Below are 23,075 nucleotides of genomic sequence, written 5' to 3'. Positions count from 1 at the left end.
CCCGCCGTCAGCTCAGCACGGCGACCATCGACCGCTTGAGGTAATGGTCGTCGTGCGCGCCGCTCCACGTCACGATGTCGATCCAGTCCATCGTCCGGCAGTGGTCCGCGACCTCGTCGGCCGGCGCCCGATCGACGACGGCGAGCGCGCCGACCGTGCGCAGTCGGTGCGCCGCTTCCTTGGCGTCGTGCACCGCCGTCCATCCGTCGTCGCCGACGATCGTCGCCACGGCGATGTGCTTGCCGACAATGGTGGCGACCAGGATTCCGCGCGGGGCGCCGGTCGGCACCACCACATCGGCGTTGCTCCGACGCAGCGCGGCCCGGACATCCAGCTGGTACGCCAACGACACTATCGATTGTCCGCGCTCGCGCGGGATCGCGGTCCACACCCGCTGCTGCACATCGGCGGGGAGCTGCCGGAGCAGGGCGAACAGCGTCTCGTCCGCGAGGCCGGCGACCAGCGGGGCCAGCCGCTCGGGCGGCACCATCGGCAGCAGCTCGGCCGCGCGATCCGCCGGCACTTTCCCGATGACGACGAGCAGCCTGTCCGCGGACAGGGTGGCGAGGATTCGTTGACGAATGTCGGGCCGCATGGGAATCAGGACGCCGGCCAACTCGTCGGGCTCGAGTGCCGCGACGACGGAAAGCTGCTTCTCCACGGGCAACGCCATGAGGAGGTCGGCCGCTTTCCTCGCCGGCAGGCTCCGGATTATCGCCACAAGTTGGACTACGGGCGTCACGCCGCCGGGGAACATAGGAATGGTTTAGCACCGGAAGCCCGCGCGCCATAGAGGCTCGGCGGAATTTCGGCTCATACGTTTTCTATTGCCGATCTTAGCTGAATCGATTCATCCAACTTCTCCTGAACATGCGCCGAGTAGATCCTTGACGACACCGTGCCACTGGACAACAATCACCACCCGACGACTGCGTGGCCAACCATTGCCGTTATGTCGTACGGCGCTGGGATCGGTGTCTCAAAGGGCCCCGGAATCAGCACTCCCGCAGCTGCCGAAGAATCCCGCGCCCGCATTTCTTAATTGACGGTTCACGTCAAGATCGGCATTGAAGGAGTCTTTAATGGCCACCTCCTACACGCCTCAGGTCGAGGGCACCGGAGTCAAGGTCACCATCCAGCGAATCGGCGGGCACCTGGCCGGCATGGTCATGCCGAACATCGGCGCCTTCATCGCCTGGGGTTTGATCACCGCGTTCTTCATCCCCAAGGGCTGGACCCCGAACGCGGACATCGCCGAACTCGTCGGCCCGATGATCACCTATTTGTTGCCGATCCTCATCGGATTCACCGGCGGCCGACTGGTGCACGGCCAGCGCGGCGGCGTGGTCGGTGCCGTGGCCACGATCGGCGTCGTGGTCGGCGCGGAGGTGCCGATGTTCCTCGGCGCGATGATCATGGGTCCGGCCGCCGCCTACCTGGTCAAGCTCTTCGACGGGCTGATCGAGGGCAGGATCCGGCCCGGCTTCGAGATGCTGGTCGACAACTTCAGCGCCGGCATCATCGGCGGCGGGGCGGCGATCTTCGGCCGGTGGGCCGTCGGTCCGGCGGTCACCTGGATCGCCGACCGCGCCGAGCAGGGCGTCAGCTGGCTGATCGACAACCACCTGCTCGGCCTGGTGTCGATCGTGGTCGAGCCCGCCAAGGTGCTGTTCCTCAACAACGCCATCAACCACGGGGTGTTCGGGCCGCTGGGTGCCGCCGAGGCGGCCGAGAAGGGCAAGTCGATCCTGTTCATGCTCGAGACGAATCCCGGTCCGGGGCTCGGGCTGCTGCTGGCGTTCTTCTTCTTCGGCCCGCGCGCGCTGCGCCCCACCGTCCCGGCCGCGATGATCATCCAGTTCCTCGGCGGGATCCACGAGATCTACTTCCCGTACGTGCTCATGAAGCCGCGGCTGATCCTCGCCGTGATCGCCGGCGGCGCCGCGGGCGTGAGCACGTTCATGGTCACCGGCGCGGGCCTGGTCGCGACCCCGGCTCCCGGCAGCATCTTCGCGTACCTGGCGGTGGCGCCGAAGGGCGGCTGGTTCGGCGTCATCCTCGGCGTGGTGATCGCCGCGGCCGTCACCTTCGTCGTCGCGTCCGTGCTGCTGGGGTTCGGTCGCGGCGAACGGGTACGGGACGAACGGCCCGAAGCGACGACGGAGGAGGAGCACGCGCGGGCTCAGACGGCCGCCGCGATGCCGGCACCGCGCCACCGGCCTACCGGCGCAGGGTGGCGAGCGGGGTGATGTGACCGATCGGGCCGCCCTGCACCACCGCGCCGCCGGCGGTCACCCAGGCGTGCGCGGCCAGCGGGGCGGTGCCGGTGATGCCGAGGTGGAGTTCGCACGCGATGCCCCGGCGGCGCAGCAGTGCCCGGGTCGCCAGCGCCCGGGGCAGGCAGACGGGATGCCACGGCAGCAGGTCCGCCACCCGGTCCACGATCCCCGCGACGCGTCGGGCCCGCCGGACCCGCTCCGGCCGCACGGTCTCTTCCGTCTCGGCCGGGGTCGCCCGGCCCAGGGTGCGCATCAGGCGCCGCTGGCCGAGCGACCGGACCGCGAGCGTGGCGCCGGTCAGCGCGACCGCCGCCTCACCGGCGAGGAGCAGGGTGCGCGTTCGAGGCATCCCAGAATTCTGACATAACGTCCTAAATCTGGCCCTAGGCTTTGTCCCGTGCGAGCATCCACGGCGTTCCGCGGCGACATCGAGGGCCTGCGCGGGGTGGGGCTCATCGTCGTCGTCACCGCGCACATCTGCGTGGCGGTGCTTCCCGGCGGATTCGTCGGCGTCGACCTGTTCTTCGTCATCTCCGGCTTTCTCATCACCGGCATCCTCGTCGGCGAACTGGCCACCACCGGACGGATCGACGTGCTGCGCTTCTACTCCCGCCGCGCGAAACGGATCCTGCCGCCGGCCGGCGCTGCGAGTTCGGTTCGGCGCGCGGCACGTACACGGTCGCGCTGGTCGGCGACTCGCACGCCGCGGCGTGGCTGCCCGCCGTGCGCGCCGTCGCGGCGCAGCGGCGGTGGCGGGTGGTCACGTACGTGAAGGGCTCGTGCCCGTTCGCCGGGGAGACGTTTCCCGTCCCGGGCCCGCGCGCCCAGCCGGACTGCCGGCGGTGGAGCGCGAACGTGCGCGCCGCGCTCCTCGGCGACGACCGGCCCGACCCGGTGCTCACCACCAGCGGCCGTTACCCGCTCGCGTTCGGCGAGCCGGTGCCGGCGCCGGCGTTGTTCGTCGACGGGCTGCGGCCCACCTGGTCCGAGCTGGCCGACGCGGGGCTGCCGGTCGCGGTGCTGGTGGACACCCCGGTCATGGCCACGAACGTCGCCGAGTGCGTCACGGCCAACCGGGACCGGCTGACCCGGTGCGCCACGCCCAGGGCCCGGGCGACGAACCGGGCCGCGGCGGCCGCGCAGCTCGAGGCGGCGCGCGGGCTGAACGGCGTCTCGCTGGTGGACCTCACCGCCGCCGTCTGCCCGGCCGACCCCTGCGCGCCGGTGATCGGCGGCGTCCTGTTCTACCGCGACAACAACCACCTGACGGGGACCTACGCCCGAAGTCTCGCCCCCCGCCTGTCCGCCGCACTCCCCCAGCCGCCGGCCTGACCGACCGCATCGGTTTCAGAGGTAGCCGAGATCGGCCATCGCCTCGCCGTGGGCGCGCTCGATCCGGCGGGCCAGGTGGGCGGGGAGGTCGTCGCGCCAGCCGCCGACGGCGCCGCGGCGGAAGAAGGTCGTGGCGGCCGCGGGGCGTTCCGGGAAGCCGTGCGCCGCCTCCAGTCCCCGCAGCCGCGCGAAGCGGGTCGCCGCCACCGCCGCCGCGACCCGGTCGGGAGTCGTCGCGAGTCCCGCCGTCGCGGCCATCCGCGCGAAGCCGGCGACCGGGTCGGCGTGCAGGTCCTCGTAGCGGACCACGGCCACCGGGAAGGGAGCGTGCGCCGTCCAGCTCGTGACGTGTCAGCTCCAGGTGCCGAGCCGCTGCCGGGCCTGGGCCGTGATGCCGTCGCCGCCGGAGTCGAGGATCGTGTCGCGGTCCGCCAGTTCGGCCACGGCCGTGGCCAGCGGGCGTCCGAAGAAGTGGGCCCAGGAGACCGCCACGTCGCGCGGGTCCCGGACCAGGTAGATCGCGGCCCGGGTGGCATTCGGGGGAACGACCGGAGCACCGCCGGGCGCGCCGCACAGGACGTCGTGCGCCTTGCGGAACCGCAGCCGGTCCAGATCGGCGTCGAACGCGGCCTCGCACGCCGGCCGCACCGCGTCGACCTCCGACGGCAGCAGGTCGCTGGAGGGGAAGCCGAGATACGGGTCGAGCACCATCCGGCTGCCCGCGATGGGCCCACCGCCGAGCGCGTGCAGATCGACGTCGGCGGGACCGTCCGGGGCCAACCGGTCGAGCACGGCGCGCGTCCAGGTGTTGCCCGAACGCGGATACGAGGCGAGCCACACGGTGTGCGGCGCGGCCACGCTCATCGACCCTCCACTGTGGACATTCCTGGCACGGTGGAAGCGACGGCGTCGGCCAGCGCGGTGAGATCGTCGCGCAGCGGGTCGCGGCGGAGTTCGAGCACCGGAACGGCCGCCGCGAGGCGGGTGCACCACGCGAAGTGTGCCGCCGTCGCGCCGAACGCCGGCACGAGCGGCCGACCGGCGGTCAGGTGCGCGAGGGCCCGCACGGCGGCCGGCCCGTTCATCGGCCGGGCGACCGGGTCCCGCGCTCCGCCGCCGTGGCGCAGCACCACGACGGCGCCCAGCGGCGCGGCCGGCGCGGCGGCGAACCGGTGCCGCCGCTTGGCCAGGCGTGGCCGGATCACCGCCCCGCCGCCGAGGCCCAGCCGCCGCGCGATGTCCGGCCACAGCTGCACGCCGTCGTCGGCCGGTTCCGCCACGGGTCCGGTGGTGGTGTGCGCGATCGGCAGCGCGCCGTCGGCGAGCACCGCGTGTCCCCGAACGCCCAGCGCCCCGGCCACCGCGGACTTGCCGGTCGCCGCGTCGCCGGTCAGCGCCACGGCGCCGTCATGCCGTTCGACCGAGAAGAGCCCGACCGTCGGCAGGTGGAACCGGTACCCGTCGGCCCAGGCGCGGCACAACGGTCCACTGTGGACGGCCGCGGGGATCCGCTCCGGCGCGGGCCCGACGGTCACCGGGATGCCGAGCACCGTCCACGCCGGCCGCACCGGCGCCGCCGTCACGGACCGACCCGCACCAGGTCCACCTCCGCGAGCTGTCGCAGGAACTCCAGCACCTCGGCCCGGCAGGTCTCGTCGTCGACCTCGAACTCGTCGGCGAGTCGGGCGCACAGTTCGCTCAGCGCGCGGGGCTCGGCGATCAGCTCCCAGATCCTGGTGCCGACGGCGTTGAGCCCGAAGTACTCGCCGTGCTCGGGGCTCAGCATCACCAGTTCGTCGCCGACGTCGGCGGTCAGCGGCGCGTCGGCGCGAACGATGGTCACGGCGCGGGAAAGCTGTTCGTCAGACAACACCCTTAAATCCTGACATATAACGCGAATCGTGCGTCAAGATTACGGCATGCGAACTTCGGGCGAGCCGCGGTGACCGCCGTCGCCGGCCTCGTCCGTACGGACGGCGCACCGGTGCGCGCCGCCGAACTGCGCCCCGTGCTCGACCTGCTCGCGCCCCTGGGCGGCGACGGCGAGGGCACCTGGGCCGGGCCGGTCGGCGCGACGGCGGTGGCGCTCGGCGCGACGCGGCGCCGGCGGGTGCCCGAGGACGACGGCGACGACCAGCCGGTGTGCGCCAGCGTCGGCGACGTCGTGGTGGTCGCCGACGCCGTGCTGACCAACCGGCCCGCGCTGTGCCGCGCGCTCGGCCTGCCCGACGACCGCAACCTCGCCGACGCGCACCTCGTCCTGCACGCCTACCTCCGCTGGGGCGACCGCTGCTGGCAGCGACTGCGCGGCGGCTTCGCCGGGGCGATCGCCGACCGGCGCCGCGGCGGTGTCCTCGTCGCGCGCGACCATCTCGGCACCCGGCCGCTGCACGTGTACCGCGATGGCGGCCGGGTCTGCTTCGCCAGCACCGCGGTGGCCGTCACCGGGTTCGACGGCGTGCCGGTCGCGCCGGACCTGGAGCGCGCGAAGGAGTTCCTGGGACTCGTCGCGAGCACGCGCCGCAGCTGGTTCCGGGACGTGTCGCCGGTGCCGCGCGCCACCGCGCTGTGGATCACGCCCGACGGGGTGCGCGAGCGGACGTACTGGACGTTCGAGCACCGGCCGGTGCGGCACGGTTCCGCCGCCGAGCACGCCGAAGAGCTGCGCGACGCGCTGGACGAGGCGGTGCGGGCCCGCGTGCGTCGCCGGCGCGGGCCGGTGGGCGTGCTGCTCAGCGGCGGCCTCGACTCGACGTCCGTCGCCGCGACCGCGGCCGGGGCGCTGGCGCCCGAACCGGTGCGCTCCTACACGTCGGTGCCGCCGCCGGGCTGGAGCGGTCCCGCCTTCGGGTTCGAGCCCGACGAGAGCGGGCTGGTGCGGGTGCTCGCCGCGCGGTATCCCAACCTGGTGCCCGCGTTCGTCGACGGCCGGGGCGAGGCCGTCGTCGACGGGGACCCCGACCGGTTCGCCGCAGGGGCGTCGCCCGTGCGCAACACCCTCAACATGACCTGGCTCCGGGTCGCCGAACGGCGCGCCGCCGACGACGGCGTCTCCCTCCTCCTCACCGGCGCGCTCGGCAACATCGCGTTCTCCGCCGACGACCCGCGCTGGCTGGTGGCGCTGCTCGGCGCCGGCCGCCCCGTCGAGGCCTGGCGGGAGGCGCGTGCCTGGGCGGCCGCCCGCGACGGGTCGCTCGCGCGGCTCCTGCGGACGAACGTCGTCCCGCAGCTGGTCCCGCAGCCCCTGCGGCGGTTGGTCTCCGCGGCCCGCGGCCGGCCGGACCTGATCACCCGAACGCTGGCGCGCTCCGGGCTGCGGCCGGACATCGTCGCCGACCCGCGCCTGCACCGGGCGTTGCGCGGCCAGTTCCCGGGCACCGCCGGCCATCACCCGCGCCGCTACCCGACGTTCGAGTTGGACGCGGTCGCGTCGGCCGCCGAGAACATCGCCGTGCGCGAGGCCCGGGGCGGCTGGTGGCAGTCCGACCCGACCGTCGACGTCGAACTGCTGACCGCGTGCGCCCGCCAGCCGGCCTGGGCCCGCCGGCACCGGGGCATCGGCCGGAGCGCGCTGCGCATGGCGATGGCCGGCCGGCTGCCCGACGAGATCCGCCTGCGCAAGGCGCGCGGTGCGCAGGTGCCGGACTGGTTCGACCGGATCGCCGACGCCCACGCCGAACTCGCCGCGGAGCTGGCCCGGGCGCGGGGCCACCCGACGACGGCCGCGCTGGTGGACCTGGACCGCATCGCGCGGCTGGTGCGTGAGCCCCCCGCGCCGGAACGGGCGGCCGACGCCGCCTGCCGCGACGCCCACGCCTTCCTGCTCCCCCGGGTCCTGGCCCTCAGCCGGTACCTGCGCTGGTTCGACGGCTACGCCACCCGTCGAACGGCCGCCCGACGCCCCGCGGCGCTGGCCGGACCGCACTGAGCACGCCGAAATCCGCATCTCACGTGGAAGAACGCATGCAGCAGCACGAGGACGAACGCCGTCCGGCCCGCCGGACCTGGCGGGCACCGGCGCTGACCCGACTGCGCGCCGACGCGACGGCCGCCGGCGGCGTCGACACCCCCGACAACACCGCGGTGCCCAGCAGCAGCGTGGACCTGTCTTGACGGTCGCGGCGCGGCACGAGGTTCTCGACGCGTCGGTGGAACGCGGCGCGGTGCCGGACGACGTTCCGGCACCCGCCGTCGACGCGCCGTGGCTGCGGGCCACCGCGCGGGAGGCACTGGTGCGGATACCCGACGTCGGCGCCTTTCACGTCCGGGACGGCCGGCGGGTGGTGGTCGATCCGGTCGAGGGCGTGCCGCAGGCGGTGCTGGACACCGTTCTGCACGGCACGGTCACCGCGCTGGTGCTGGCGCAGCGCGGCACGTTCGCTTTGCACGCCTCGACGGTGCGCGTCGGCGACGGGCTGGTGGCGACGGCCGGGCCGCGCGGCGTCGGCAAGTCCACCACGGTCGGCCTGCTCGCCGAGCGTGGCCACCCGATCGTCACCGACGACGTCACCGCCGTCGAACCGGGTGCCGGTGCCGCCGTCGTGCGGCCGACCGGGAAGCGGCTGCGACTGTGGCCCGAGACGGCCCGGCGCCTCGGCTACGACCCGTCCGACGGGGAGCTGTCCTGGCCGGGCGAGCAGAAGTACGCGTTCGCGGTGACGGAGCCGGCCGGCGGCTCACACCGGCTCGACCTGGTGGTCGCGCTGCGCGCCGTGCCCGGCCTCGACCGGCCGCGGGTGCACCGCCTCGACGGGGCCGCGGCCGCGCACGTGCTGGCGGTCGAGACGTACCGGCCGTTCCTGCGGGCGTTGCATCCGGAGGCGTACCTGCGCTGGCTGGCGGCGCTCGCCCGGACGGTGCCGGTGCTGCGGCTGGAACGCCCCGCCGAGGGCTGGTCGGGCGAGGAGGTCGCCGCGGCGATCGAACGTGCGGCGGCCTGAGCCTCCACTGTGGACGTTCAGGCGTCGCGCAGCTCGGCCGGCGCGCGCATGTGCCACGCGTCGGTGACCAGTTCGGTCAGGCGGGCGACGTCGACCATCGGCAGCCGCAGCATCACCAGCGGGAAGCCGTCGTACCCGGGTGTGGTGAAGAACAGGTCGGGCTCGCCGAGCAGCAGCGCCTGCTTCTCGGCCTCGTCGCCCACGTACAGCACGGCGACGTCGGTGCGGATGACGCGCGGCTTGCCGGGCAGGCGTTCGGGATACGACCACACGAACCCCTTGTTGCCGACCCGGAAGTCGAAGCCGTCACTGTCGATCTCGGTGACGTGGGGCAGCGCGAGCGCGAGTCGGCGCACGTCGTCGGCGTCGGCCATGCGCACACCCTATCGGCCGTAGGATCCGGGGATGCGGTTCGTCATCGGTGCCGACGTGGCGTTGCGGCTCGCCCGCGAGGAGGCCACCATCCCGGACGCGCACCGGCTCGTGGCGCCGACGCTGCTGCGTTCGCAGGTGCTGGCGCTGCTCTACGCGCAGGCGCGGCGCGGCGAGGTGACCAGGAAGGAGGCCGACCGCCGGCTCGACTACCTGCGCGGGCTGCGCATCCGGCTGCTCGGCGACCGGGTGTCGCAGGCGCACGCCTGGCGGATCGCCGACGAACTGGGCCGCCCGGACACCTACGACGCGGAGTACCTGGCGGTGACCCGGCTGCAGGCGGACGCGTTCGTCACGCTGGACGCCGACCTGGCCCGGCTGGTCGGCGACCTGGTCCCGGTCGCGCCCTACGAGGCTCTGCTCGCGGCGCCGTAGCCGGGGCGGCACCGGCGCGGCGCGCCCTTCTGATGCTCCCTTAGGTTAGCCTTACCAAACTGCCGAAGGGAGCGCTTCTCATGTCCTCCGACCTACGCGTCGTCCGCACCGACCGCGTCGACGTCGACGCGCTCGCCGACGTGTACCGCAAGGTGCACGCCGCCGAGCTGCACCTGGTCGACCACACCGACCCGAGCCCCGAGCAACGTCTACAGTGGACGGTCGAGGCACCGGGCTTCGCCGCCGCGGTCGCGCTCGACGGCGACCGCCCGATCGGCACGGTGATGGGCTGCCCGTTACCCGCGGAGACCCTGTGGTGGCGCGACCTCACCTCGGTCTCCGACCCCGCACTGGTCCGCGAGTGGGACGGGCGCACCTTCGCCGTCTGCGAGGCGTTCGTGCTGCCGGAGTACCGGCGGCAGCAGGTCGGCGTGCGGATGTTCTCCGACCTGCTGGCCTCCCGACCGGAGGAGCGGGTCACGCTGGCCGTCGCCGACACCAACACCGCCGTCTGGCGGGCGTTGCGCATGCTCAAGTGGGAGCACGTCGGCGACCTGATCCCGTTCCCGGGCTGGCGCCCGCACCAGATGCTGGTCCGCCCGTTGCCGTGGAGACCCGCTTCCTAGATCTCCGTACGGGCCGCACCGATCACCCACCGGCGGCGGGCGCCGAGGGTCACGACGCGTTCCAGTACCCGAGCGTGACGACGCGGCGCTTGTCGAGCCCGAGGCCCTTGCGCAGGTGCTTGGCGATCGCCCGGGTGCTGCGCGCCTCCACGCAGGCCCAGTACAACGCGTCCGGCGCCGCGGTGGACAGCGCACCGCAGACGGTGTCCACCAGGTGCTGGCCGCCGTCGCGCCGGGGCACCCAGGTGACGGCGTGGTGCGGCCGGGCGCGCAGCGGCAGGTCCTTCTCGCCGTCGTGCTGGTACTCCAGCCACACCGTCGCCGGCGTCTGCGGGGCGGTGTCGAAGAGGCTGTTGAGCGCGGGCACGGACGCGGCGTCGCCGACGAGGTACAGGTGGGTCGGCGCGGGATCCGGCATGGTGAACCCGGTGCCCTGCAGGGTGGCCTCGATGACGTCGCCGGGCCGGGCGGTGCGGACCCAGCGCGCCGCGCAGCCGTCGTGCATGGCGAACTCGAGCGAGAACTGGCCGGTGGCCGGGTCGGGGTCGACGAGCGTGTAGGCCCGCTGATGGGCCTTGCCGTCGTTGTCGAACCACAGCCGGAGCCACATGGTGGGATGTATGTCACAGGCCCGTAACAACCCGCCACCATCAACGCGTATCCGCAGGTAGTGGTCATTGACGACGGTGTGCTCGAGCACCGTCAGGCGGAAGTCCCGCCCCCCGAAAGCCCTGAGAACAAGGCCCTCCCAGTTTCGTTTCACGCGCCCTCCCACTAGCCTCCACCTTGTTAGGTAAGGCTACCTTTAGTGGAGGCGGCGTGTTTGAGGGGTCCTCGTCCCCGCACCTGTTCGGACGGTCCACGGTGGACGGTTACCTGTCAGGTGTGGGCCAGGCGGCCGCCGCGCTCGGCGAGCGGATCCGTTCCGTGCGTCAGCCGTTCTCCGGCGCGACGCTGCCACAGCTGCAGGCCATGGTCAACGACATCGATCTCGACGCACCCCTGGGCGACACCGCCGCCGCCCTCCGGGAAGTCGCCGACCTGTACCTGGATCACGCGATCTGGTTCCACGAGCCGACCTACGTGGCGCACCTGAACTGCCCCGTGGCGCTCCCCGCGCTCAGCGCCGAGGTGCTGCTCGCGGCGGTCAACTCCTCCGTGGACACGTACGACCAGAGCACCACCGCCACCCTCATCGAACGCCGGCTGATCGACTGGACCGCCGCGCGGATCGGGTTCGGGGCCGGGGCCGACGGGGTCTTCACCAGCGGCGGCACCCAGTCCAACCTGCACGGGCTGCTGCTCGCCCGCGAGGAGGCCATCGACACGGCCACCGACGGGATCGCCGACGCGCGCACCGAGGCCCTGGCGAAGCTGCGGATCCTCGCCACGACCGAGAGCCACTTCAGCGTCGGCAAGTCGGCCGGCCTGCTCGGGCTCGCCGCCGACGCGGTCGTGCCGGTCGCCACCGACGGCACCGGCCGGATGGACCCCGCCGCGCTGGCCCGCGCGATCGACGACGTTCGCGCGTCGGGACTCGTCGCGATGGCCGTCGTCGCCACCGCCGGCACCACCGACCTCGGCTGCATCGACCCGCTGGAGCCGATCGGCGAACTCTGCACGCGCCGCGGCGTCTGGCTGCACGTCGACGCCGCGTACGGCTGCGGGCTGCTCATCTCGCCGACCCGCCGGCACCTCATCGACGGCATCGAACGGGCCGACTCGGTCACGGTCGACTACCACAAGAGCTTCTTCCAGCCGGTGAGCTGCAGCGCGATCGTCGTGCGCCGCGGGGCGACGATGCGCCGCGTCTCCGTGCACGCCGACTACCTCAACCCGAAGACGGCCGCGTTCCCGAACCAGGTCGACAAGAGCCTGCAGACGACGCGCCGGTTCGACGCACTGAAGCTGTGGATGACGTTGCGCAGCATGGGCGCCGACGAACTCGGGCGGATGTTCGACGCCGTCATGGACCTCGCCGTCGAGGCCCATGGGATGCTCGCCGACGATCCCGACTTCGAGGTCGCCGCCGCGCCCACGCTGAGCACGGTGCTGTTCCGGTACCGGCCGGAGTGGCTGGACGCCGCCAGCTGCGACCGGCTCATGCCGATGCTGCGCGGGCGGCTGTTCGCGCGCGGTGCCGCGATCGTCGCCGGGACCACGCTCGGCGGCCACCACTGGCTCAAGTTCACGCTGCTCAATCCGAACACCACCACCGCGCACCTGGCCCTCGTGCTGGACCTCATCCGCGAGGCCGGCATCGAGATCCTGGACGCCGAGTGGGACCACCCGGAGGTGCCGGCCGATGCGAACGTATGACTTCGTCGGCATCGGGGTGGGGCCGTTCAACCTCGGCCTCGCGTGCCTCACCGAGCCGGTCGCCGACCTCGACGGCGTCTTCCTGGAGCAGCGCGACGAGTTCGCGTGGCACCCCGGGCTGATGATCGACGGGGTCACGATCCAGGTGCCGTTCCTGGCCGACCTGGTCACCATGGCCGACCCCACGTCGCGCTTCTCGTTCCTGAACTACCTGAAGCAGACCGGCCGGCTGTACCGGTTCTACATCCGGGAGAGCTTCTACCCGCTGCGCGCGGAGTACGACGCCTACTGCCGCTGGGCCGCGCAGCAGCTGTCCAGCATCCGCTTCGGCACCCGGGTCGAACGGGTCGAGCACGACGCCGCCCGCGACGAGTACGTCGTGCACGCGGTGCGCGCCGGCACACCCGAGACGTACCGCGCCCGGCGGATCGTGCTCGGCATCGGCACGGCGCCGTTCCTGCCGCCGGCGGCGCGGGGCCTCGCCGGCCCGGCCATCCACAGCGCGGACTACCTGTCGCACAAGGAAAACCTCCAGGCGCTCGACTCGGTCACCGTCGTCGGGAGCGGGCAGAGCGCCGCCGAGGTGTATCTCGATCTGTTGAACGACATCGACAGCGCCGGCTACCACCTGAGCTGGATCACCCGTTCCCCCCGGTTCTTCCCGATGGAGTACACGAAGCTCACGCTCGAGATGACCTCGCCGGACTACGTGCGCTACTTCCACGCGCTGCCGGCCGAACGCCGCGACCGGCTCAACCGCGAGCAGCGCAACCTGTACAAGGGCATCAGCGGCGACCTGGTCGACACCATCTACGACACGCTGTACCAGAAGGACCTCGCCGGCCCGGTGCCGACGACGCTGCTGACCAACACCGAGGTCGACTCGGTCACCTGGGATCCGGCGGACCGCCGCTACACGCTGGCGCTGCGCCACGACGAACAGGGCACCACGTCGCGCACCACCGCGCACGGCCTGGTCTTCGCGACCGGCTACCGCCCCCGCACGCCGGACTTCCTGGACCCGGTGCGCGACCGGATCCGCTGGGACGCCGCCGGCCGCTACGACGTGTCCGAGGGCTACGCGGTCGACGTCACCGGCGCCGGCATCTTCGTGCAGAACGCCGAGGAGCACACGCACACGCTCACCGCCCCGGACCTCGGCTGGGGGCCGTACCGCAACTCGGTGATCATCGCCGGGATGCTGGGCCGCGAGGTGTACCCGATCGAACGCTCGATCGCCTTCCAGCACTTCGGTGCGCTGCCGCCGGCCTCGGCGGAGGCGTCCACAGTGGACGACCGGGTGGCGGCGCGATGAGGTTCACCATCGAACCGGTCGACCTCGACCGGCACGACAAGCTGCTGCACGCCTGGATCACGCATCCGCGTTCGGTGTGGTGGGGCATGCCGGACGCCGACGTGGCCGCGGTGCGGGCCGAGTACGCGCGCATCGACGCCGACCCGCACCACCACGCCTGGATCGGCAGCCTCGACGGGTTGCCGGTTTTCCTCACCGAGACCTACGAACCGGCGCACAGCGAACTGGCCGCGCACTACGACGTGCTCCCCGGCGACGTGGGCATGCACGTGCTCGTCGCCCCGCCGGACGGCCCGCCCCGGCACGGGCTCACGTCGGCCGTCATGCGCGCCGTGATGCGCTTCATCTTCGAGGACCCGAAGGCCGAACGGGTCGTCGTCGAGCCGGACATCCGCAACGAGGCCATCGCGCGCAAGAACGCGGAGGTCGGCTTCGTGGTCGACCGCCCCGTACAGCTGCACGACAAGGTCGCCCGACTCTCCTTCTGCACCCGCGCCGACTTCGCCGCAAAGGACCGCCCGTGACACCGCCGGCCCATCTCAGTCCCGACGCCATCGAGGTCGCGCACCGGCACCTGGTGTGCAAGGCGATCGCGGAGTTCACCCACGAGCGACTGATCGCACCGGTCGCCGACGGCGACGGCTACCGGCTCGACACCGACGGCGGGCGGGTGGTGTACCGCTTCCGCGCCGCGCGTTACGCGTTGGAGCACTGGGTGCTGGACCCGGCGTCCGTCGTGCGCGAGGTCGACGGTTCGCCCACGGCCCTGGACGCTCTCGATCTGGTGGTCGAACTCCGTGCGACGCTCGGCATCCCGGAAAAGCTCATCGGAACCTACCTGGAGGAGATCAGCGCCACGCTCGCCGGTTCGGCGTGGAAGCACACGCATCAGCGGCAGTCCACTGTGGACCTGGTGGACGCCGACTTCCAGACGATCGAGGCCGGGATGACCGAGGGGCATCCGCTGTTCGTGGCGAACAACGGTCGGATCGGCTTCGGGCTCGCCGACCACGAGGCGTACGCGCCGGAGGCCGGCCGTCCCGTGCGGCTGGTGTGGCTCGCCGTGCGGCGGGACCTGAGCGACTTCACCGCCGGCGCGGGCGTCGACGAGCACACCCACTACGCCGCCGAACTCGGCACCGACGCGCTCGCCCGCTGGGCCGAGGACCTGCGGGCGCTGGACCTCGACCCGGCCGCGTACCGGTACCTGCCGGTGCACCCGTGGCAGTACGAGCACAAGGTGCTGGTGACGTTCGCGGCCGACGTGGCGCGCCGGGCGATCGTGCCGCTCGGCGAGGGCCCGGACCGCTACCGAGCGCAGCAGTCGATCCGCACGTTCTTCAACCTGGACCACCCCGAACGCCACTACGTGAAGACCGCGCTCTCCATCCAGAACATGGGCTTCATGCGCGGCCTCTCGCCGGCGTACATGCGCGCCACCCCGCCGATCAACGACTGGGTCGCCGACCTCGTGCGCGGCGACAGCACCCTGCGCGAGTGCGGCTTCGACGTGCTGCGCGAACTGGCCTCGGTCGGCTACACCGGCGACGCCTACCATCGCAGCAAGGCCCCGGTGTCGGCGTTCAACCGGATGCTGGCCGCGCTGTGGCGGGAGAGCCCGGTCCCGCGCACGGCCGGCGGGGAACGCCTCGCCACGATGGCGAGCCTGCTGCACCGGGACCGCTCCGGAGCCCACCTGGCGACCGCGCTCATCAGGGCCTCCGGCCTGCCGGCCGACCGCTGGGTCGCCATGTACCTGCGCGCCTACCTGCGCCCGGTGCTGCACTGCCTGCTCGCGCACGACGTGGCGTTCATGCCGCACGGGGAGAACCTCATCCTGGTGCTCTCCGGGCACGTGCCGGTGCGGGCGTTCATGAAGGACATCGGCGAGGAGGTGGTGGCGTTCCACGACCGGCCGCTGCCGGAGTCGGTGGCGCGCATCCGCATGCCGGTCGACGACGACTTCCGGGTGCTCGCCATCTTCACCGACGTGTTCGACGGGTTCCTGCGCTTCCTCGCCGGGATCCTCGACGGCGACGGCGTGCTGCCGGAGGCGGAGTTCTGGCGGCTCGTCGGCGAGTGTGTGCGCGAGCACGGGAACGACCACCCGGAGCTGCGCGACCGGCTGGACTTCTTCCGGCCCACGTTCCGCCACTCGTGCCTCAACCGGTTGCAGCTGCGCAACACCCTGCAGATGGTGGACCTGACGGATCAGGCCGGTTCGCTCATCTACGCCGGCGACATCGACAACCCGCTGGCCAAGCAATGAGCACGTGGCGGGGCGGCGCGGCGCCGCCTGGACCGAGGAGCGCAGGGAGCGCAGCGACCGGAGTGACGAGGGAAGGCGGTGCCTCAGGCGCCGCACCGACACTGTGCGGGGAGCAATGAGCACGGACATCCGGCGGGACGTCAACGGGATCCCGTACCTGTGGGGCGACACCGCCGACGAGCTGGCCTTCGCGCAGGGGCACAACGCGGCGACCGACCGCGCCTGGCAGATCGAGGTCGAACGGTGGCGCTCCGAGGGGGCGCTCGCCGCGCGGCTCGGGGCCGGCGAGGTCGCCTGGGACCGGTTCGCCCGGCGCGCGCGCCTCGACGACACCGCACGCCGCTGCTACGAACGCCTCGACGCCGACACGCGCCGCTGGATCGCGTCCTATGTGGACGGTGTGAACGCGGGACTGCGCGAGGCGGATGCGCCGGAGTTCGCGGCGACCGGCAGCGCACCCGGGACCTGGCGGCCGTGGACGCCGCTCGGCGTCTTCCTGGTGCAGCACATCCTGTTCGGGACGTTCACGCAGAAGCTGTGGCGCGCGCACGTGGGCACCACGCTGGGGACGGAGGCGGTCGCGCTCTTCCACGGCGAGCCGCCGGCCGGCTCGGGCAGCAACGCGTGGGTCGCCGGCGAGCGGCCGTATCTCGCCGGTGACCCGCACCGGGTGCTCGAACTGCCCGGGGTCTACCAGCAGGTCGGCCTGGCCTGTCCAGAGTTCGACGTGGTGGGGTTCGCCTTTCCCGGGGTCCCGGGAGTGCCGCACTTCGGGCACGCCGGCTCGGTGGCGTGGTCCATCACCAACGCGATGGCCGACTACCAGGACCTCTACGTCGAGGAGATCGTCGACGGGCGGGCCCGCGGCGCGTCCGGCTGGGAGCCGGTGACCGTCCACAGTGAACTTATCCAGGTGCGCGACGGCGATCCGGTGCCGGTCGAGATCGTGCAGACCGCGCGCGGGCCGGTCATCGACACCGGTCTCAGCCTGCGCACGCCGTGCCGGGTCGAGGAACGCCTCGGCTTCGAGGCCCTGCTCCCCCTGCTGCGCGCCAGGACGGCCGGCGATGTGCTCGCCGCGCTGGAGCACTGGGTCGAACCGGTCAACAGCGTGCTCGTCGTCGACTCCGCCGGCGCCGCGCACTGGCGGGTGGCCGGCCTGGTCCCGGAACGCGACGACGCCAACCGCCGCACCCCCGTGCCCGCCTGGGCGCAGCGCCACGCGTGGCGGGGATACGCGCCCACGCCCGGCGGTGCGGTCGAGCACATCCGCGTCAACGCCAACGACGCGCGGCCGGGCGACACCGCCGACCTGGGGGTCGACTTCGCCGCCCCGCACCGCGCCCGCCGCATCCGCGAACTCCTGGACGCGGGCGCCGAACCAACCGCCGTGCACACCGACACCCTCCTGGACACCACCGTCCTCAGTGGACTGTTGCGCCGGTTGCCCGCCTCGCCGACCCGCGACCGGCTGCTCGCCTGGGACGGGCAGCTGCGCGCCGACAGTGTCGAGGCGGGCGCGTACGCCTTGTGGCGCAACGCCTTCGCGCGGCGCGTCGCATCCCACTCCGCATTGGTGCCGCTGCGGGCCGCGAAGTCGTTCGACCGGGTCTTCGATCCGTGGCTGCATCCGGGAGTGCGGGTCGGCCTCGCGCTCGACGGCGTCGTCGCCAATGCCCATGTCCTGCCCGCGCTCGCGAAGGACCTGGAGGAGCTCGCCGCGGCCGCCCTCGACGAGGTGACGGAGGCGGGTGAGTGGGGTGCGACGCACGTGTTGGCGCCGGTGCGCACGCCGCACGACGCCCCCGGGCTGCCGCACCCGGTGCCGGTCTCCGGCGACGAGGCCTGCGTCCTGTCGACCACCAGCGTGCCCGGCGTCTCCGACGCCTGCTGGCGCGGCCCGGTGGCCCGCTACGTGTGGCGCCTCGACGGCACGCCCAGCGAGTGGGTGGTGCCCTTCGGCGCCTCCGGCCGTCCCGACGACCCGCACTTCGCCGACCAGACTCCACTGTGGACGGCCGGCGAGCTGCTGCCCGTGGTGCGGCCGTGGACGGTGACGTACGAGGAACGGGTCGCCGGGCTCGGCACCTTCCGCCTCGAACCCCTTGTGTCGCAACTGCATCTGGACCTGGTGTACGGCTGGGTCACGCAGCCGCGCGCGGAGTTCTGGGGCATGACGGAGCACACCCGCGAGTACGTCGGCGAGATCTACGACTACATCGCCGACCTGCCCTCGCACCACGCCTACCTGATGCGGGTCGACGGGCGGCCGGTCGGCATCTTCCAGACGTACGAACCGGAGCACGACCCGGTCGGCGAGGTGTATCCGGTGCGGGACGGCGACTTCGGCATCCACCTGTTCCTCGCGCCGCCGGAGGGCGCACCGGTCGCGGGCTTCACCGGTGCGCTCACCGGCGCGCTGCACCGGTTCGTCTTCGCGGTGCCGTCGCGGCGGCGGATCGTCATCGAGCCGGACGTGCGCAACGAACGCGCGCTGCGCCGGTGGCGCCGCAGCGGCTACGAGTTCGGCGAGCAGGTCGACGTGAACGGCAAACGCGCCCAACTCGCCTTCTTCGACCGTCCCGACACCGCCTAGGGAATAGTTCGCGCGGCGCTACTGAACGCTTGCACGGCGCGGCCGGTCATCGACCGGGCCTCCCACGCGACCGGGTGGCGTTCGGGAAGCTGGCCGTGACGGTCCGTTGACCTGGCGTGTGCGCCCGGCTGATGATGGCGGCATGACCGTCATCGACTTTGATCTATCGGATAGGGCGTTCTGGGCGCTCCCCCACGATCAGCGCGAACGCGCCTTCCGGCAGCTGCGCGCACTTGACGCGCCGGTCTTCTACGAGGAGCCGGAGGTGCCGTTCGCGCCGAAGGGGCCGGGGTACTACGCGCTGGTGCACCACGCCGACGTCGTGGCGGCCAGCCGCAACCCGAAGGTGTTCGCCTCCGGCCGGGGCGGGGCGATCAGCGTCCCGGACCTGCCGGAGGACTTCGCCGAGTACTTCGGTTCGATGATCAATATGGACGACCCGCGGCACGCCCGGCTGCGGCGGATCGTCAACCGGGCGTTCACGCCGGCGACCGTCGCCCAGCTGACCGGCAACGTGCGCACCGTCGCCGAGCAGATCACCGAGGAACTGCTCGCCGCCGGGCCGGGCGGCGACTTCGTGACGACGGCCGCCGCCCGCCTCCCGTTGAAAATCATCTGCGACCTGATGGGGCTGCCCGAGTCGGAGTACGGGTTCGTGCTCGAGCACTCCAACACGATCCTGGGCGGCTTCGACCCCGAGTACGGCAGCGCCGACCTGGCCGAGACCGGCATGATGCTGCTCAACGCCGGCATGCAGCTGCAGCAGCTCGTCCAGGACATCGCGGTGCGCCGCGAGCGGGCGCCCACCGACGACCTGACCAGCGCCCTGGTGCACGCCAACGTCGACGGCGAACGCCTCACCCTGCAGGAACTCGGCTCCTTCTTCATCCTGCTGCTCGTCGCCGGCAACGAGACCACGCGCCACTCGATCACGGCCGGGCTGCGCCTGCTCACCGTCAACCCCGACCAGCGCGCGCTGCTCACCTCCGACCTCGACACCCTGGCCCCGGGCGCCGTCGAGGAGATCGTGCGGGTCACCTCGCCGGTCATCTTCATGCGCCGCAAGCTGACCCAGGATCACGAGCTGAACGGCCAGCAGTACCGCGAGGGCGACAAGGTGGTGCTCTTCTACAACTCCGCCAACGTCGACGAGGCGGTCTTCACCGACCCGTACCGGTTCGACATCACCCGCAGCCCCAATCCGCACCTCGGGTTCGGCGCGGCCGGCCCGCACTTCTGCCTCGGCGCCCACCTGGCCCGGCTGGAGATCACCGAGATGCTGTGCGTCCTGCTGCGGCGCATCCCGACCATCGAGGGCGGCGAGCCGGTGTACCTGTACTCCAACTTCATCAACGGCGTGAAGCACATGCCGTACACGTTCTGATGGGGACTCCACTGTGGACGGTGGGTGCGGTGGCGCTCGCACTCGTCGCGCCCGTCCCCGCGATCGCCGCGCCGTCGACTCCCCGGGACTTCGTCGTGTACGGGTTCAGCCAGTCCGACGTGGGCGACGAGGACCCGCAGGTGTACACGCTCAAACCGGACGTGACCATCCGCGCGATCGGCAAGTGGTCGACGGCCGGCGACGAGGCGGCCGACTACAACTTCGCGCAGATTCCCCGCTACCACGCCCAGGGAACGACCTTCATGGGCAGCGGCACCGCCAGCGTCATCTTCCCGCGCGACTTCGCCACGGAGGCGATCTACGACGACATGTCCACCAGGGACGCCGAGAACGTGCCCGTGCCGCACGACGAGTTCGGCTTCGGGGAGCCCGTGCGGCGCGGCAACCTGTTCAACCCCGCCTACCGCGAACACCTCCTCGCCTGGGCGCGGATCCAGATCGACGGCGGCGTCGACGGCATCAACCTCGACGAGGTGAACGGCGGCTTCAGCGGCGGCCAGAAGTACGGGTTCAACGGCAACGAGGGCTTCGACGACTACACGCTCGCCGACTTCAACCGCTACCTGCTGGCGAAGTATCCGGCGTTCACGCCCGCCGACTGGCAGGCCCGCTTCGGCATGACCGGGCCGAACGTCCCGCGCCCCGACGTGCCGTTCGACTACCGCGCCTATCTGCGGGCCGGCGGCTGGCAGACCGACCCGCTCAACGCCGCGAACCCGCTCGCCGCCGAGTGGGGCCGCGTCGTGCCGAACCGGTTGTACGCCGGCGACACGACGTTCACGGGCACGTACGTCCGCCGGTACTGGAAGGAACTGGTGGACCGCCTGCGCGGATACGCGGCCTCCCGGGGCAGGCGCCTCCTGATCAGCTCCAACGGCCTGTGGCCGTACGTCGACTTCAACAGCGTCGGCATGTACCCGTGGAACCCGGACGAGCAGACGCCGGACTGGAAGGGCGCCGACTACGTGCCGGTGCGCGACGGCCATCTCAACGGCGCCAAGTCGCTGGGCCCGAACTACCGCTATCTCAAGGAACGCAGCCGCGAGATCGCCGGCGACGTGCCGGTGGCGGTCTTCATCGACTGGCCCAACGAGATGATGACGAACTACCTGAACCTGCCGCCCGGCGAGCAACGGGACTACTGGCGGATCTTCGGCGCGGAGGCGTACGCGAACGGCCTCTTCCCGGCGTTCCACCTCAAGGACACCGTGGGCAGCCCGACCGCGCAGGAACAGGGGATGCTGGGCTTCCTGACCCGCTACAGCGGCTTCTACCGCGCGCACGCGGACCTGTTCCGCGGCAACAGCCACGCCCCGCAGGCGGTGCGCGTCGACACCCCGAAGATCGCGGCGACCCTGCTGCACAACCGGCACGGCCGCACGATCCACCTGGTCAACCACCGCTACGCCGGCGCACCGGTCCCGTGGTCGAACGTCGTCGTCTCCGCGGCGCTGCCGTCCTGCCCGCGCGCGGTGCGGGTGTTCTCCCCCGACGGTCCGCGCCGCGCGACGACCACGTGCCGCAACGGCCGCCTCACGGTGACCGTCGACCGTCTGGAGGCCTATGACGTGATCGCCCTCCGCTGACGTCCATAGTGGACGGTCTCGCGCGGCGGCCCGGAGGGAGGGGAGGATGGTAAATATCGCTGGTCCGGGCCTGGCGTGGTCCGGCAGACTTCGCGGTCGTGGATGCGGAGATCGCGCGGCTGATCGGGCTGTTGGACGACGACTCGACGGCGGTCGCCGAGGACGCGAAGGCCGCTTTGATCTCGATAGGGCCCGAGGTGGTCCAGCCGCTGGCCGCTGCTGTGCCGTCGTTGGAGCGGTTCGGGCAGTTGTCCGCGATCGAGGCTTTCGAGCATCTCGGCGGCGTCGCGGCCGGACCGGTTCTGATCGATTTGCTCAGCAGCGAGCACGACACGGTGCGGGAATGGTCGGCGTTGGCGATCGAGCAGCTCGGTGTTCGCGGCGCCGTCCCGGCTTTGCAGGCGGCCTACCGGCGACTGCGGCTCGGCGACGGCCGGCTCGACGACGGTGAAGCGGTGGCGCTCCGGCGCGTTCTGACCCAGTTGGGGGCGCGACAGGAAGTCATGCCGCCGTTGACGGCGTCGTTACGCGTGTCGGACCGTGCCCTGGATCGCCTTTGGCCGGTGGGTCCACTGACTGACCTCGTCAACGACCTTGCCGACCACGGGCAGGCCGTCCTGTACTTCATGCTGTTCTCGGTGACCGATCGCGGAACCTTCTGGCAGGGCCACGAGTCGCTGGGTCAAGAGCTCGACCGGCGCGCGCCGTGGTCGGAGTTCGTCGAGGCGGCTCGGGAGAACGCGCTTCTGGAGGCGGCGTTCGTGCCTGCGCAACCCCACCTGTTCGTGGACCTGGAATGGATCGACGAGTCGGACCGATGAGCGAACGCGCACCCCGTCCGGTACGTCCGGTCTGAAGCCGGGGACACCCGACCGGGGGGACATCCGTTCCGTCGAAGGTTTGTGGTGGCGCCATGCAAATCGCTAGGCTGACGCGGCGATGACGAGGATCTTCCCCCAGGCGGGCCACTGGATGCCATGGGTGCCCACCGGTGTGGGCATCGGCATCCTGGCATCGATACTCATCACTACGCTGGTGCGGCCCCCCGCACCGGCGACACCCAACGCCGCCCGGATGCCACCGGCTCCTCCCGTGGCGATGGTCTCCGAGTCCCCCTCCCCGAGCCCGTCGGCCGCGCCGCAGTCGCCGTCCCCGTCGCCCTCGCCGAGCAGCGCCCGGCCGAGCACCGGCTCCCCGAGCCCCTCCCGGATGGGTGCGTGGTCCGTCGACACGCCGGACGTGCGGGGTACCTACCGGGTGGTGCAGTCGTTCCGGGACGGGTTCATCGGCGAGATCCTGATCAAGAACACCGCCGGGTCGGACCGGGCGTGGACCGTGCGGTTGGACTTCCCGGCCGGCGTGGGCGAGCTGCGCAACCAGTGGCTCGAAGGGCAGCCGCAGCCGGTGTTCACCCAGGTCGACGGCGAGTTCGTGTGGCGTTCCACGGTCGACGTGCGGCCGGGGTCCACCGTGTCGTTGCGGTTCCAGTTCGGGCGGGTCAACGCCGCCCCGGTGCCGTCGGTGTGCACGGTCAACGACGCGCCCTGCGCGTTCCCGTAGGCTTCCCGGGTCGCCGGGTGCGTGGGTCCGTGCCGCGCCCG

General features: G+C 72.2%; 25 protein-coding genes and 1 pseudogene. 17 read left to right on the top strand and 9 right to left on the bottom strand.

Annotated elements, in window-relative coordinates:
• Positions 1–7: 7 nt before the first annotated feature.
• Positions 8–757, bottom strand: a complete 750-nt coding sequence (locus Val02_RS18180) for a magnesium transporter MgtE N-terminal domain-containing protein (RefSeq protein ID WP_275415585.1) — start codon at positions 755–757, stop codon at positions 8–10.
• Positions 758–1,082: 325 nt separating this feature from the next.
• Between Val02_RS18180 and mtlA the strand changes: the two genes are divergently transcribed.
• Positions 1,083–2,249, top strand: a complete 1,167-nt coding sequence (gene mtlA / locus Val02_RS18175) for a mannitol-specific PTS transporter subunit IIC (RefSeq protein ID WP_203900279.1) — start codon at positions 1,083–1,085, stop codon at positions 2,247–2,249.
• On the opposite strand, the gene Val02_RS18170 is transcribed toward mtlA, so the two are convergent.
• Positions 2,221–2,628 (bottom strand): lasso peptide biosynthesis B2 protein, encoded by a 408-nt coding sequence (locus Val02_RS18170; protein ID WP_203900278.1) that lies wholly within the window; start codon positions 2,626–2,628, stop codon positions 2,221–2,223. The genes mtlA and Val02_RS18170 overlap by 29 nt on opposite strands.
• Positions 2,629–2,676: 48 nt before the next feature.
• Between Val02_RS18170 and Val02_RS18165 the strand changes: the two genes are divergently transcribed.
• Both Val02_RS18165 and Val02_RS18160 read left to right on the top strand, forming a co-directional pair.
• On the top strand, positions 2,677–3,051 hold the full coding sequence (locus tag Val02_RS18165) for an acyltransferase family protein (protein ID WP_203900277.1): 375 nt from the start codon (positions 2,677–2,679) through the stop codon (positions 3,049–3,051).
• A complete protein-coding gene (locus tag Val02_RS18160) occupies positions 2,964–3,611 on the top strand; it encodes an SGNH hydrolase domain-containing protein (protein ID WP_239153158.1) in 648 nt (215 codons plus the stop codon). Before Val02_RS18165 ends, Val02_RS18160 begins: the two co-directional genes overlap by 88 nt.
• Positions 3,612–3,626: 15 nt before the next feature.
• Here the strand turns inward: Val02_RS18160 and Val02_RS48675 are convergent.
• The 4 genes and pseudogenes from Val02_RS48675 to Val02_RS18140 all read right to left on the bottom strand — a co-directional run.
• Positions 3,627–3,938: pseudogene (locus Val02_RS48675) on the bottom strand (sulfotransferase domain-containing protein); the annotation flags it as partial.
• Positions 3,939–3,962: 24 nt separating this feature from the next.
• A complete protein-coding gene (locus tag Val02_RS48670; protein WP_203900274.1) occupies positions 3,963–4,475 on the bottom strand; it encodes a sulfotransferase domain-containing protein in 513 nt (170 codons plus the stop codon).
• Entirely contained in the window at positions 4,472–5,194 is a 723-nt protein-coding gene (locus Val02_RS18145) for a hypothetical protein (protein WP_203900273.1), read from the bottom strand. The genes Val02_RS48670 and Val02_RS18145 overlap by 4 nt, the downstream gene beginning before the upstream one ends.
• Positions 5,191–5,484, bottom strand: coding sequence for a PqqD family peptide modification chaperone (locus Val02_RS18140; protein WP_203900272.1), 294 nt, complete (start codon positions 5,482–5,484; stop codon positions 5,191–5,193). The genes Val02_RS18145 and Val02_RS18140 overlap by 4 nt, the downstream gene beginning before the upstream one ends.
• A gap of 69 nt (positions 5,485–5,553) precedes the next feature.
• Here Val02_RS18140 and Val02_RS18135 point away from each other — a divergent pair, with 69 nt between their 5' ends.
• From Val02_RS18135 to Val02_RS18125, 3 genes are read left to right on the top strand one after another with little or no spacing between them, the layout of a single operon-like run.
• Complete coding sequence (locus Val02_RS18135) at positions 5,554–7,539, top strand: asparagine synthase-related protein (RefSeq protein WP_203900271.1); 1,986 nt, start codon at positions 5,554–5,556, stop codon at positions 7,537–7,539.
• A gap of 35 nt (positions 7,540–7,574) precedes the next feature.
• Entirely contained in the window at positions 7,575–7,724 is a 150-nt protein-coding gene (locus Val02_RS18130) for a hypothetical protein (protein ID WP_203900270.1), read from the top strand.
• Entirely contained in the window at positions 7,721–8,551 is an 831-nt protein-coding gene (locus Val02_RS18125) for a phosphoenolpyruvate carboxykinase (ATP) (protein ID WP_203900269.1), read from the top strand. The genes Val02_RS18130 and Val02_RS18125 overlap by 4 nt, the downstream gene beginning before the upstream one ends.
• A gap of 17 nt (positions 8,552–8,568) precedes the next feature.
• On the opposite strand, the gene Val02_RS18120 is transcribed toward Val02_RS18125, so the two are convergent.
• Positions 8,569–8,925 carry an MmcQ/YjbR family DNA-binding protein gene (locus Val02_RS18120; RefSeq protein ID WP_203900268.1) on the bottom strand — a complete coding sequence of 119 codons (357 nt, stop codon included), beginning with the start codon at positions 8,923–8,925 and terminating at the stop codon, positions 8,569–8,571.
• A gap of 31 nt (positions 8,926–8,956) precedes the next feature.
• Here Val02_RS18120 and Val02_RS18115 point away from each other — a divergent pair, with 31 nt between their 5' ends.
• Together Val02_RS18115 and Val02_RS18110 are read left to right on the top strand one after the other, a co-directional pair.
• A complete protein-coding gene (locus Val02_RS18115; protein ID WP_203900267.1) occupies positions 8,957–9,358 on the top strand; it encodes a type II toxin-antitoxin system VapC family toxin in 402 nt (133 codons plus the stop codon).
• A gap of 80 nt (positions 9,359–9,438) precedes the next feature.
• Entirely contained in the window at positions 9,439–9,984 is a 546-nt protein-coding gene (locus Val02_RS18110) for a GNAT family N-acetyltransferase (RefSeq protein WP_203900266.1), read from the top strand.
• 49 nt (positions 9,985–10,033) lie between these two features.
• Here Val02_RS18110 and Val02_RS18105 read toward each other — a convergent pair whose 3' ends face one another.
• The gene (locus Val02_RS18105) at positions 10,034–10,747 is read right to left on the bottom strand and encodes a siderophore-interacting protein (protein WP_203900265.1); all 714 of its coding nucleotides are present in this window, start codon (positions 10,745–10,747) and stop codon (positions 10,034–10,036) included.
• 56 nt (positions 10,748–10,803) lie between these two features.
• Here Val02_RS18105 and Val02_RS18100 point away from each other — a divergent pair, with 56 nt between their 5' ends.
• From Val02_RS18100 to Val02_RS18065, 8 genes are all read left to right on the top strand, one after another.
• Positions 10,804–12,303 carry a pyridoxal phosphate-dependent decarboxylase family protein gene (locus tag Val02_RS18100; RefSeq protein WP_373317910.1) on the top strand — a complete coding sequence of 500 codons (1,500 nt, stop codon included), beginning with the start codon at positions 10,804–10,806 and terminating at the stop codon, positions 12,301–12,303.
• Entirely contained in the window at positions 12,290–13,618 is a 1,329-nt protein-coding gene (locus Val02_RS18095; protein ID WP_203900264.1) for a lysine N(6)-hydroxylase/L-ornithine N(5)-oxygenase family protein, read from the top strand. The genes Val02_RS18100 and Val02_RS18095 overlap by 14 nt, the downstream gene beginning before the upstream one ends.
• The gene (locus tag Val02_RS18090; protein ID WP_203900263.1) at positions 13,615–14,142 is read left to right on the top strand and encodes a GNAT family N-acetyltransferase; all 528 of its coding nucleotides are present in this window, start codon (positions 13,615–13,617) and stop codon (positions 14,140–14,142) included. Before Val02_RS18095 ends, Val02_RS18090 begins: the two co-directional genes overlap by 4 nt.
• Positions 14,139–15,887 (top strand): IucA/IucC family protein, encoded by a 1,749-nt coding sequence (locus Val02_RS18085; RefSeq protein WP_203900262.1) that lies wholly within the window; start codon positions 14,139–14,141, stop codon positions 15,885–15,887. The genes Val02_RS18090 and Val02_RS18085 overlap by 4 nt, the downstream gene beginning before the upstream one ends.
• Before the next feature lie 115 nt (positions 15,888–16,002).
• On the top strand, positions 16,003–18,483 hold the full coding sequence (locus Val02_RS18080) for a GNAT family N-acetyltransferase (protein ID WP_203900261.1): 2,481 nt from the start codon (positions 16,003–16,005) through the stop codon (positions 18,481–18,483).
• Between the two features lie 142 nt (positions 18,484–18,625).
• On the top strand, positions 18,626–19,867 hold the full coding sequence (locus Val02_RS18075) for a cytochrome P450 (protein WP_203900260.1): 1,242 nt from the start codon (positions 18,626–18,628) through the stop codon (positions 19,865–19,867).
• Positions 19,867–21,474, top strand: coding sequence for a hypothetical protein (locus tag Val02_RS18070; RefSeq protein WP_203900259.1), 1,608 nt, complete (start codon positions 19,867–19,869; stop codon positions 21,472–21,474). Before Val02_RS18075 ends, Val02_RS18070 begins: the two co-directional genes overlap by 1 nt.
• A gap of 98 nt (positions 21,475–21,572) precedes the next feature.
• Complete coding sequence (locus tag Val02_RS18065; protein ID WP_203900258.1) at positions 21,573–22,295, top strand: HEAT repeat domain-containing protein; 723 nt, start codon at positions 21,573–21,575, stop codon at positions 22,293–22,295.
• 102 nt (positions 22,296–22,397) lie between these two features.
• On the opposite strand, the gene Val02_RS18060 is transcribed toward Val02_RS18065, so the two are convergent.
• Positions 22,398–22,706 (bottom strand): hypothetical protein, encoded by a 309-nt coding sequence (locus tag Val02_RS18060; RefSeq protein WP_203900257.1) that lies wholly within the window; start codon positions 22,704–22,706, stop codon positions 22,398–22,400.
• Between Val02_RS18060 and Val02_RS18055 the strand changes: the two genes are divergently transcribed.
• On the top strand, positions 22,684–23,034 hold the full coding sequence (locus Val02_RS18055) for a cellulose binding domain-containing protein (RefSeq protein WP_203900256.1): 351 nt from the start codon (positions 22,684–22,686) through the stop codon (positions 23,032–23,034). The genes Val02_RS18060 and Val02_RS18055 overlap by 23 nt on opposite strands.
• Positions 23,035–23,075 lie beyond the last annotated feature (41 nt).

It is taken from the genome of Virgisporangium aliadipatigenens (assembly GCF_016863615.1).
Taxonomy (GTDB): Bacteria; Actinomycetota; Actinomycetes; order Mycobacteriales; family Micromonosporaceae; genus Virgisporangium; species Virgisporangium aliadipatigenens.
This window is presented reverse-complemented; position numbering and strand designations above follow the sequence as displayed.

Coding starts and splice junctions, on each gene's coding strand:
- Val02_RS18180 (WP_275415585.1), bottom strand. CDS start 757: ATGTTCCCCGGCGGCGTGACGCCCGTAGTCCAACTTGTGGCGATAATC.
- mtlA (WP_203900279.1), top strand. CDS start 1,083: ATGGCCACCTCCTACACGCCTCAGGTCGAGGGCACCGGAGTCAAGGTC.
- Val02_RS18170 (WP_203900278.1), bottom strand. CDS start 2,628: ATGCCTCGAACGCGCACCCTGCTCCTCGCCGGTGAGGCGGCGGTCGCG.
- Val02_RS48670 (WP_203900274.1), bottom strand. CDS start 4,475: ATGAGCGTGGCCGCGCCGCACACCGTGTGGCTCGCCTCGTATCCGCGT.
- Val02_RS18130 (WP_203900270.1), top strand. CDS start 7,575: ATGCAGCAGCACGAGGACGAACGCCGTCCGGCCCGCCGGACCTGGCGG.
- Val02_RS18120 (WP_203900268.1), bottom strand. CDS start 8,925: ATGGCCGACGCCGACGACGTGCGCCGACTCGCGCTCGCGCTGCCCCAC.
- Val02_RS18115 (WP_203900267.1), top strand. CDS start 8,957: ATGCGGTTCGTCATCGGTGCCGACGTGGCGTTGCGGCTCGCCCGCGAG.
- Val02_RS18110 (WP_203900266.1), top strand. CDS start 9,439: ATGTCCTCCGACCTACGCGTCGTCCGCACCGACCGCGTCGACGTCGAC.
- Val02_RS18095 (WP_203900264.1), top strand. CDS start 12,290: ATGCGAACGTATGACTTCGTCGGCATCGGGGTGGGGCCGTTCAACCTC.
- Val02_RS18090 (WP_203900263.1), top strand. CDS start 13,615: ATGAGGTTCACCATCGAACCGGTCGACCTCGACCGGCACGACAAGCTG.
- Val02_RS18080 (WP_203900261.1), top strand. CDS start 16,003: ATGAGCACGGACATCCGGCGGGACGTCAACGGGATCCCGTACCTGTGG.
- Val02_RS18075 (WP_203900260.1), top strand. CDS start 18,626: ATGACCGTCATCGACTTTGATCTATCGGATAGGGCGTTCTGGGCGCTC.
- Val02_RS18070 (WP_203900259.1), top strand. CDS start 19,867: ATGGGGACTCCACTGTGGACGGTGGGTGCGGTGGCGCTCGCACTCGTC.
- Val02_RS18055 (WP_203900256.1), top strand. CDS start 22,684: ATGGGTGCGTGGTCCGTCGACACGCCGGACGTGCGGGGTACCTACCGG.